The organism is Dulcicalothrix desertica PCC 7102, assembly GCF_003991905.1.
Classification (GTDB): Bacteria; Cyanobacteriota; Cyanobacteriia; order Cyanobacteriales; family Nostocaceae; genus Dulcicalothrix; species Dulcicalothrix desertica.
This window is the reverse complement of sequence record NZ_RSCL01000076.1, coordinates 1-9,802: the sequence shown is the minus strand read 5'-3', so window position 1 is coordinate 9,802 and position 9,802 is coordinate 1. Positions and strand designations below refer to the sequence as shown.

Annotated in this window: 13 protein-coding genes; 3 read left to right on the top strand and 10 right to left on the bottom strand. The window is 38.2% G+C overall.

Features of this window, described 5'->3' with window-relative positions:
• Positions 1–167: 167 nt before the first annotated feature.
• The 3 genes from DSM106972_RS50530 to DSM106972_RS50520 are packed head-to-tail and all read right to left on the bottom strand — an operon-like array spanning position 168 to position 2,501.
• Positions 168–797, bottom strand: a complete 630-nt coding sequence (locus DSM106972_RS50530) for an ABC transporter permease family protein (protein WP_201800917.1) — start codon at positions 795–797, stop codon at positions 168–170.
• An 8-nt stretch (positions 798–805) separates the two neighbouring features.
• Positions 806–1,987: an ABC exporter membrane fusion protein gene (locus DSM106972_RS50525; RefSeq protein WP_127087781.1), complete on the bottom strand. Its 1,182-nt coding sequence runs from the start codon at positions 1,985–1,987 to the stop codon at positions 806–808.
• A gap of 52 nt (positions 1,988–2,039) precedes the next feature.
• Entirely contained in the window at positions 2,040–2,501 is a 462-nt protein-coding gene (locus DSM106972_RS50520) for a MarR family winged helix-turn-helix transcriptional regulator (RefSeq protein WP_127087780.1), read from the bottom strand.
• Between the two features lie 172 nt (positions 2,502–2,673).
• Between DSM106972_RS50520 and DSM106972_RS50515 the strand changes: the two genes are divergently transcribed.
• Positions 2,674–2,958 carry an HNH endonuclease gene (locus tag DSM106972_RS50515; protein ID WP_325052292.1) on the top strand — a complete coding sequence of 95 codons (285 nt, stop codon included), beginning with the start codon at positions 2,674–2,676 and terminating at the stop codon, positions 2,956–2,958.
• 296 nt (positions 2,959–3,254) lie between these two features.
• Here the strand turns inward: DSM106972_RS50515 and DSM106972_RS50510 are convergent, their stop codons facing one another.
• The 7 genes from DSM106972_RS50510 to DSM106972_RS50485 form a co-directional block, all read right to left on the bottom strand.
• Positions 3,255–3,641, bottom strand: a complete 387-nt coding sequence (locus tag DSM106972_RS50510; protein ID WP_127087779.1) for a type II toxin-antitoxin system death-on-curing family toxin — start codon at positions 3,639–3,641, stop codon at positions 3,255–3,257.
• Entirely contained in the window at positions 3,638–3,835 is a 198-nt protein-coding gene (locus DSM106972_RS50505; protein WP_127087778.1) for a DNA-binding protein, read from the bottom strand. Before DSM106972_RS50505 ends, DSM106972_RS50510 begins: the two co-directional genes overlap by 4 nt.
• Positions 3,836–3,977: 142 nt before the next feature.
• Positions 3,978–4,667: an MBL fold metallo-hydrolase gene (locus DSM106972_RS50500; protein ID WP_127087782.1), complete on the bottom strand. Its 690-nt coding sequence runs from the start codon at positions 4,665–4,667 to the stop codon at positions 3,978–3,980.
• Between the two features lie 48 nt (positions 4,668–4,715).
• Positions 4,716–4,868: a hypothetical protein gene (locus DSM106972_RS54670; protein WP_186538691.1), complete on the bottom strand. Its 153-nt coding sequence runs from the start codon at positions 4,866–4,868 to the stop codon at positions 4,716–4,718.
• A gap of 9 nt (positions 4,869–4,877) precedes the next feature.
• Positions 4,878–5,918, bottom strand: a complete 1,041-nt coding sequence (locus tag DSM106972_RS50495; RefSeq protein ID WP_127087777.1) for a threonine aldolase family protein — start codon at positions 5,916–5,918, stop codon at positions 4,878–4,880.
• Positions 5,919–6,406: 488 nt separating this feature from the next.
• Positions 6,407–7,039, bottom strand: coding sequence for a response regulator (locus tag DSM106972_RS50490; protein ID WP_127087776.1), 633 nt, complete (start codon positions 7,037–7,039; stop codon positions 6,407–6,409).
• A complete protein-coding gene (locus DSM106972_RS50485; protein ID WP_233787990.1) occupies positions 7,036–8,094 on the bottom strand; it encodes a sensor histidine kinase in 1,059 nt (352 codons plus the stop codon). The genes DSM106972_RS50490 and DSM106972_RS50485 overlap by 4 nt, the downstream gene beginning before the upstream one ends.
• Before the next feature lie 293 nt (positions 8,095–8,387).
• On the opposite strand from DSM106972_RS50485, the gene DSM106972_RS50480 reads away from it, so the two are divergent.
• Complete coding sequence (locus DSM106972_RS50480) at positions 8,388–8,855, top strand: DUF2141 domain-containing protein (RefSeq protein ID WP_127087774.1); 468 nt, start codon at positions 8,388–8,390, stop codon at positions 8,853–8,855.
• A gap of 10 nt (positions 8,856–8,865) precedes the next feature.
• Positions 8,866–9,420 carry a fasciclin domain-containing protein gene (locus DSM106972_RS50475; protein WP_127087773.1) on the top strand — a complete coding sequence of 185 codons (555 nt, stop codon included), beginning with the start codon at positions 8,866–8,868 and terminating at the stop codon, positions 9,418–9,420.
• Positions 9,421–9,802 lie beyond the last annotated feature (382 nt).

The window sequence follows — 9,802 nt, the reverse complement described above, 5'->3', positions numbered from 1 at the left end:
TATTAGTATGTTTATTTACTAATGCCAGTACGTATTTATGTAATATTTTATGCGACATTCTGAAGTGCGGAATATGGGTTAATAGATATTTGTTGTTGTTGTTATTTTTGTGCGTTTTTTATTTTATTTCTACGAGTTTTCATGCTCAATACAGGATATAAGCTTACTTAAAAATTATTAGTATGTTTATTTACTAATGCCAGTACGTATTTATGTAATATTTTATGCGACATTCTGAAGTGCGGAATATGGGATTTAAATAACCCAATCACTTCAACTCGACGGTTTTCAACTTCGGTAGAAAATACACCTTGTTCTTTAAATAACTTAGGAATATCACCAAACTCACGCCTTGCACCCGTATCAAACATCACAGTATCTGGACTTTTTAATTGCTCTAAATTAGCTTGCACTCCTGGCAATTTCAATGTTTTGTCATGCGGATTAAAACCAATTGCGTAAAGATTCCAGATTTGTTTATTTTCAGGATTCTTCCACTGTACAGGACTTAAATAAATCGGACTTACTGACTTCACACCAGTATAACCAAGAGCTTGATACAGGCGCCGTTCACTAAACCTATCAAGGGAAATAAGCGACTTGTAGCGACGACTGACTAAAAAGATTTCACCATCTAATACATTATGAATTTGCACGGCGCCGTTGAAAAGCGCACTGCGAAAGCCCATTTGCAAAAACATTAGCACATCAGCAAAAGCTATACCTGCTATCGCGACGAACATTCTCGACTTTTCCTTTTTTAGTTGTAGCCAAGCAATGGGGAGTTTACGTTTCATTTTGATTTTCATAAGTTAACTGCCACCTTCAGCTTCATATTGCTAAACCCTGCCACTTTCCGACTATCAGCAGCATTTAGACGAATTTTGACCTCTACAACCCGCGCGTCAATATCAGCAGCAGGGTCAGTGTTAAGAACGTCTTTCTTCATCACCTCCAAACCGATTTCATCAACAACACCCGCTATCGGTTCAGTTAAAACACCACCACTAACACTGGTAATAATTGCTGTTTGACCAGCACGAATCCTCGGTAAGTCTGTTTCATAGACTTCTGCAACAGCATACATTTGGCTTGTTTCTCCCAACGAAACTATGCCTTTTTGAGTATCAATAATTTCACCTGCCCAAGTATTAACCCTTAATATTTGCCCATCTCTAGGCGCCTTAATAACAGCTAAATCAAGTTCTGCTTGTGCTTGTTTAACTGCTGCCTTCGCACGATCTACTTCAGCTTGAGCAGCCATAACATCAACAGGTCTAACTTCCGCAATTTTACTTAGTGTCGAACGAGCTTCTTTAATTTGTTTTACCAAAGTTTCCTCTGTCTGGCGCCGATTTGCTTTTGCCTCGTTGAGTCTTTGCTGCGCTACATCTACAGTTAATTTTTTATCATCTCGTAGTGACGCAGACACTGCACCTTCTATTTGCAGAAATTGATAACGCTTATACTCTCTTGCTGCATTTTGCACTTCTGCCTGAATACGCGAAATAGTCGCATCACGTGCAGCTAATTCTTCTTGTAATTGTGCCTTAACTCTTTCAACGGTAGCAGATTGTGCTTGTATTTCTCCTGTTTTGGCGCCTGCTTTGACAATAGCCAAGCGAGTCTGTTGCACTTTCACCTGTTCAAGCGCTTGTTCAACAGATGCAACTGCACGGTCGCGTGTATCTAAATAAGCTATAACTTGCCCTTTTCGCACCATATCCCCCACCTTCACCAAAAGTTGCCCAACCCGACTTCCTTGATTTGGCGCCGAAAGTTGAATAACTTCACCCTTTGGCTCTAATCTTCCCAACGCAGTCACAGCTTGTATTGCTGGTGGCGCCACTGTTGGAGATGGTAGTGGTGATGTGCGTAATAACTGTGATGTAATGACGGCGCCGATACCAGATGCAATCATCACAAACATTAATAGATATAATCCTCTAAACCTTTTTGGCAATCCTTTAAACACTGATTCGCTCATACTCCTCCTTTAATTAAAAATAAAAGTGTATATACACCTTTTTTACAAAAAATTAATGGCTTAATAAATGAGTTGTATCCGATAAATGCGACATCAAACTTTCCCATCGTTCCTTTCCCATCTGCGATATCATCGATGATTGCGCTTGCTCCCAAAGTGGTAAAGCTTTCTGTAACGCTTCAACACCTTGAGGTGTAAGCGAAATTAAACGAGTGCGCTTATCCTTGCCTGGGTTAATTTGAATTAATCCTTCACGTTCCAAGGGTTTGAGATTTCGCGTTAGCGTTGTTCTATCCATAACCAAGTATTGAGCAAGCTGATTCATAGTGCTTTCTTTCATCGTCGCAATCACCCCTAAAATAGAGAACTGCGTAACTAGTAAACCACTAGGCGCCATTTGTTCATCAAAAAGTTGCGTCACAACTCGTGCTGCTTTTCTTAGACTAAAGCAGGTACAACTGGCGCCGACTCTGTTTAAGGTGGCTTCATCAATTGGTTCGACTTCGTTTTTCATAAATTAAGTGTATATGCACTTAATTTTATTGTCAATACTTTACATTTTACCTCTCGCTCACAACTACTTACATTGACAGCATGATTTTATCTCAAACTGCTTAAGGCGCCTTTAAAAACCAGGAATATTTACTAAAATAGTAAAAGAGAACTATGTAAATATTACTTTTAAAATGGGCATGAGATGTGAATTATGTGAACGCGAGATGGAAGACCTTACCCTCCATCATTTAATTCCCAGGCAGTATACCAAACGCAAGAAGCTAGAAGTAAGCTCAACAATTAATATATGTTCAGCTTGCCATCGCCAGATTCATGCTCTATTTGATAACAAAGTTCTGGCAAAGGAATTAAATACGATTGAGGCGTTAAAATGTGAACCACAAATGCATAAATTTATAGCATGGTTGAAAAAACAAAAGCCCCAGAAGCGAGTAACCGTGCATCGCCAAACATAAATAATAATCGCAATGATTATTCTAATATCACTTTATTCAATCGCAGGTGTTGGTACAGGCGATATCGCAGTTTTGCTCGCTGTTGCAAACAAAGCCTAGTTATTTAAAAGAATTTATCTGTTACATCCGTTTATCATCCGTTGCTAATCTTTCTATCCCCAAATTCAATGACTAGTGGTACAGGCGCCTTAAAAATGATTTTATATTGACTGTATATTCAGTCATAAATTACATAAGATAGTGATGGCGCCGATACCAAATACAAGTGTCTAAAAACTCAAGCTGTACTGGATTGATTATCTTGGTTTTACATGTTGTTTCAACCACTCAACAAAATCCTCGCGTTCCATCTCACTTGATGCTAATTGTAGAATAACTCGCTCTTGTTCATCAACTGAGGCATCAATTTCCAGCCCATTCAATACCAAAAACGTTTCCATTGCTGCGTGACCAATACGCTTGTTGCCATCCAAAAAACAATGGTTCATAACTAACGAAAATCCTAGAGCAGCAGCTTTATCAACTATTGTAGGATACAAATCTTCGCCACCAAATGTCATTCTAGGTTGTGCTATTGCTGACTCCAACGCTCCTAAGTCTCGTACTCCCGATGCTCCTCCAGATTGATTAATAATCAGGCGATGTAGTGAAAAAACTTCCAGCAGTGATAAATAGCGAATCATGCTAAACGCTTATACAAGTCGGCATTTTTTTGCAGTACATAGCTTGCAGCACTGGTAAAATCAGTTTGCGGATGATTGAGCCACTCGCTTATACGAATGCGTAGAAACTCTTCCAGAGAAATGCCGAGTTCCTGCGCTAACTCTTGCATCTTCTCAAATTGTTGATCCGAAATGTTTATAGTTATGCAAGCCACAAGCAAAGCCTCTAAAAGGTGGGAGATTACTGGATGACTTACTATTATAGCAGTTTGGAGTTGCAAATCCGCTCCGGCGCTCGCTCTATTTTTCCTCGACAATTCAGGGTATTATGCTACATTTTTGCTCGCAAAGTTAATGTTATTTATGTGAACCGCACGTCTCGTTAGCTGGTACTGCTACGGGCATTTGTTGAGGGAAGGGCAAATTTAAATTATTCATCAATTCAATAAAGCTATTACGGTTATGTCCATAAAATCGTGGATTATATAGTTTTTCTTCACCAATAGTGGATACAGTTAGCCCTTGATAATCGTGTGCTGGATAAACTAATGTTGTATCGGGTAAAGTAAATAATTTTTGCGTGACTGAATCAAACAATGCTCCAGCATCGCCACTTTGAAAGTCAGTTCTTCCACAACCAAGAATTAATAAAGCATCTCCAGTTAATACTTTTTCGTTATTTAGTAAATAAGACATATGACTATCTGTGTGTCCTGGAGTTGCTATGGCTTTGATTTCTACTGAATCTAGGTGTAATATTTCGCCATCTTTGATTTTTTTGTCAGCACAATTAACTGAAGCATGTTCTGGTAATATTTTTAAGCATCCTGTCGCTTCTTGCAGTTTTTGGGCGCCAGTAATGTGGTCGGCGTGGATGTGCGTTTCAATACTATAGCGTAATGTTAATCCTAATTGTTGCAGTACCTGTAAATCACGTGGGACTTGCTCTAAAACAGCGTCAACTAATGCTGCATTTTTTGTTTTCGTGTCAGCTATCAAATAAGTATATGTACTTGTTATTTTATCAAAAAGTTGGCGAAATAACATATTTGTATGTTCCATTTTTATAATATCTACTCAAGTAATTCGATATTCTTATGCTTTTGCTTGCTCTCGAATTTCGACTAATGCTATTGTTTTCCATAAATACTTGATTTTAAGTAAACGTATAGTATATAGTTGTACAAATTGCCCTGTCGCTTTTGTTAAAGCACAGCTTAAACGTATAGCTATAGGTACAATTGGCACCGACTTTGTTTAAGCAATTGCTTGTTTAATATCGCTAATCAATTCATCTATTCTTGCTTGAGTTGTATTCCAAGAACACATTAATCGTATTCCCCCAACACCAAGAAAGCTGTAAAATAACCAGTTTTTTTCTCGTAAGCTCGTAACTACATTTTCTGGCAGTTTTACATAAACAGCATTCACTTCTCTAGGAAACATTATTTCAACGCCTTCTATTTTTAATAATTCGTTCTCTAAATATTCAGCACATTGATTAGCATGACGTGCGTTTTTGAGCCATGCACCTGTTTCTAATAAGCCAAGCCAAGGCGCCGAGATAAATCGCATTTTAGATGCAAGTTGTCCAGCTTGTTTACAACGGTAAGCAAAATCTTCGGCTAACTCTTTATTAAAGAATATAATTGCTTCTCCTAATGCCATACCGTTTTTAGTGCCGCAGAAACACAACACATCTACCCCAACTTTCCAGGTAATTTCCGCAGGGCTTTTATTTAGGGCAACAACCGCATTGGCAAAGCGGGCGCCGTCCATATGAATTTTTAAGTCGTGTTTTTGCGCCAAAGAATGAATTGCAGCTAATTCGTCAATAGAATATAGCGTTCCCAACTCAGTAGCTTGAGTCAAACTAATTACTTTACGTTTGGGATAATGAATATCCGCGCGCTTCCCTAGTAATAAAGCTTCTATAGACTCTGTGGTTAATTTACCATTGGCGCCTTTAGCTAGTAGAAGCTTGGAACCATTCGAGGTAAATTCAGGGGCGCCGCATTCACTGGTTTCAATATGAGCATTTTCGTGGCAAATCACACTGTGGTAAGATTGACACAATGATGCTAGTGATAAAGAATTTGCGGCAGTGCCATTAAAGACAAAGAAAACTTCGCAATCAATTTCAAACAACTCTCGAAAACTATCTGACGCTTTGGAAGTCCATTCGTCGTTACCATAAGCAGGAGCGCTACCCTGGTTCGCTTGTAGTGTATATTCTAATGCTTCCGGGCAAATACCAGAATAGTTATCACTGGCAAACTGTTCTAAATTAGAGTCCATTTGTCGTGTTTGATTTGAGGCTTGGGAGGAGAATATACTATATTAGCGAAATAATTTATTGAAGTGTGTTGTGCGTGGTATGAGTAATTGCCTATTTTTACCACAGAGACGCACAGACGCAGAGAAAGAGTAAGTGAGATTTATGCATAGGCGCCACTCTATACAATCATTCTCAAGGCAGCACCCGTAATAATTATGACTTTATTTTTAATTCAATTTAAATTTTCATAAATAAATTTAATAAACTCCCAAGTTGTTTTGAAGTGTACCATGTGACAATTGGTTCTGATTCAACTAAAATATAATTATGTTAACTGATATCTTGCGCCTCTACGTATAAATTCTTAATTTTCAATAAGCATGTTTCTAATATTACTGATTAATTTAGTTGATTTTAATGAACATTGTGGTAATTTTATAAATTTCCTTTTTTATTAGATGCTTCACTACGTTCAGCATAACAATTGTGGTAATTTTATAAATATCCTTTAAAGTAAATTTCGCTGTGCCCAAAGTGCTGCTTGAACTCTGTCGCGCATTTCCATTTTAGTTAAAATCTGAGTGACGTAGTTTTTTACGGTTCCTTCGCTTAAGTAAAGTTCTTGGGCGATTTCTTGATTATTTTTGCCTGAACCTATTAGTTTGAAAACTTCGATTTCTCTTTTGCTGAGTAAATCTTGATAATTGTTTGTAGAAGGTGTGGAAGGTTTCAGTTGAGAAAATACTTTTAAGGCGATGGTTGGACCCAATTGGCTGTAACCTTGAGATACAGAACGAATTGCTGCTGCGATGTCTTGAGATGGGGTACGTTTGAGCAAGTAACCCAAGGCGCCTACTTGTAGTGATTGTAAAATATATTCGTCGTCGTCAAACGTTGTTAATACCAAAATCCGAATCCAAGGATAGTGCTGATGTATTTCCCGCGTTGCTTGTACACCATTGCATATGGGCATTTGCACATCCATCAAAATTACATGGGGTTGAAGTGTTTTTGCTAGTTCAATTGCTTCATTCCCGTTTCTCGCTTGTCCAACTACTTTTAAATCAGATTCTACCGAGAGTAGCGCTGCTAGTCCTTGACGAAAAATATCTTGGTCATCTACAAGCAATAGTCGAATCATGCAGGAAGTATAATTTGTATGTGAGTACCTTGAGCATATGATGTTTGAATTTCTAGTTTACCCCCTAAAAGCTGCGCGCGCTCTACCATACCTTGAATTCCAAAACCTGTACGTAGTTTTTGCGCGTCAAACCCAATACCGTTATCCTCAATCTCTAACATAATACCATCGGGAGTCAGGCGCCCTATTAAACTTAATTGAGAAGCGCGCGCGTGTTTTTGCACGTTCATAATTGCCTCTTTAGTAATGCAATAAATTTGATAGCTTTTATGAATGGGCAGTTGAGGAAGATTTACTTGAAAACTAACTTGAAGTGCTGAGTCTTGACGTGCTGCGTCTAGTAATGCTGCCAAAGCTTGATTGAGGTTAAAATCTGATTGACGCATTCGATTTAAAGCTTGACTTACATCTTCAATACATTGTCCTGCCAGAATTTTGGCTGTATCAACTGCTTGAAATGCAAGTTCTGGGTTATGGTGGCGTAATTTTTGAGCTACTTCAAGTTGAATATCGAGGTCAGTTAAAGTATGACCTAATGAATCGTGAATTTCTCGTGCAATTCGGGTACGTTCGAGAGTGGCAACTAAAGATTCAACTTGCTGTGCTAAATCATCCGCACGCTGACGACTTTCTTTTTCTGTAACAGCCATTGAGCTAGCCATAATCACAAAAGTACTAGCAGATATATAAATAATAAGATTAATAAGTACGAACTTGAGAGGATTACCTGGGTCAAATATGAAGCGAGGAATAGGTTCGAGAGAATTTTTAGCCCAATCAACTTCAGCGAGATAGTCACTAATAATCCAAGGCGCCACTGTAAAAGCTGTAATTAAAATTGTTGTTCGACGGTGTAATAAAAAATAGCTTTTGGCAACATAAATAAATAGAAGTAAACCCAAATCAATTCCACTTCGTCGTACAAAAACTATAATCATTAACGGCAAAACAATATATCCAAACCGTTGCCAATATGGACGTGTACTTGGGAAAAAACAGCCAAACAACACAAAGATACTATAAATTCCTAATAAAGAAGGTAGTCTGCCATACACTCCATTACTAAGCCAGCTCCCAAAATGAACGATAAAGAAAATCCACTCTAAGTATCTAAAATTTCGGCTCAGTGGGTAGGGGAATGCCATACTACATAATTTTTGAAGTTTTCTACGACTATAACTCACCTGTTATATCTATGAAATATGACTCCAGTCATGTTTTTATGTGCTGTTTGGTAATGTTATAAACCAAGCAATTTAGATTATGTTATCGAATAATACATGACTTCCCAGCTACTCTCGTAGATAATTTATGAATAATTTATTTTAATTTGTAATAGGTGAAAAAAATGAAGTTTAAGTTTAGTGGAGTTATTCTAGTTTTAAGCACTATCGCAAATTTGGCACTATTGTCTCATCAAGCAGGCGCCAGTTTCAATGGTAAACTAAACGTTCGCATTGACGGATTAAAAAGCCAGAAAGGACAAGTTTGTTTAACCGTGTTTTCTACTAGCAGAGGATTTCCTGATAACGGTAAGCGTGCGCTTTCTGCCCAATGTACCAAAATAGGAGGAACACCTCAAACAGTTACCTTTCCCAACTTAAAACCAGGTAACTATGCCATTGCAGTCATTCATGATACCAATGGTGATGGCGCCCTCAACCGAAATCTTATTGGCATTCCAACAGAAGGTTTTGGGTTTTCCAACAACCCAACAATCCGTACAGGCCCGCCAAAATTTGGTGAATCTGCTGTTTTAGTCGCAGGACCAAATACAAACATCCAAATTCAACTGCAATATTTTTTAGGTAGCTGAGAATAACAACATGAAAATTCAATATAAACTAGGTAAGACAATATCTTTAGCCTTAGTATTATCAAGCTTTTTAGTTACTTCAACTTACGCTAACTCTAAACCCGTATGGAATGAAATATCTCAAGCACATAGTCAAAACAATCAACCTGGTACTATTGTTGAAATAGCAGCGGACAACCCAAAATTTAAAACACTGGTAGCAGCAGTTAAAGCCGCAGGTTTAGAAGAAACACTTTCCGGCAAGGGACCATTCACCGTTTTTACACCTACAGATGCAGCTTTTGCAGCTTTGCCAAAAGGTATTTTAGAAAATCTGCTAAAACCAGAAAACAAAAAAACCTTGCAAAAAATCCTTACTTATCATGTCCTAAACGGCGCCGTCGAATCTAAAAGTTTAAAAAGAGGTCAAATAAAAACCGTTGAAGGTAGCTCAGTTGATATTGGGGTCAGCATCAGGGGTCGCGTTCGGGTTAATAAAGCCAGAGTTATACAGGCAGATATTAAAGCCAGTAACGGCATCATTCACGTCATCGATAGGGTAATTTTACCTCCTGGCATCAAGTAATCTAACAATTATAACTCTTGATATAACTCTTGTGGAACAGGCATAGAAAGCCTGTCCTTTTCTTTTTATATCATTTTGACCCCTAGCAAAGCAGTATTAAAAGTTAGGGGAATCCCTGAAGGAAACTGTTTCCCCTAAGCCTGAAATACTTACCACGAAAAAATTGTAAGCTTCAAACATAAAAATAGCCTAGGGGAAGATGTAGGGCTTACTTTATGTACATAACAAACAACACATCTTGAGGAAACAACCCAATGACACAAACACACACTATATGTAAGGGCGGGTTAACCAATATCCTACAAAAAAACTCAAAATCCAGTAAACCCGCCCCCCACCCGCTCCCCCCACCCGCCTCACCCTCCCAACCATAACCTAAAAT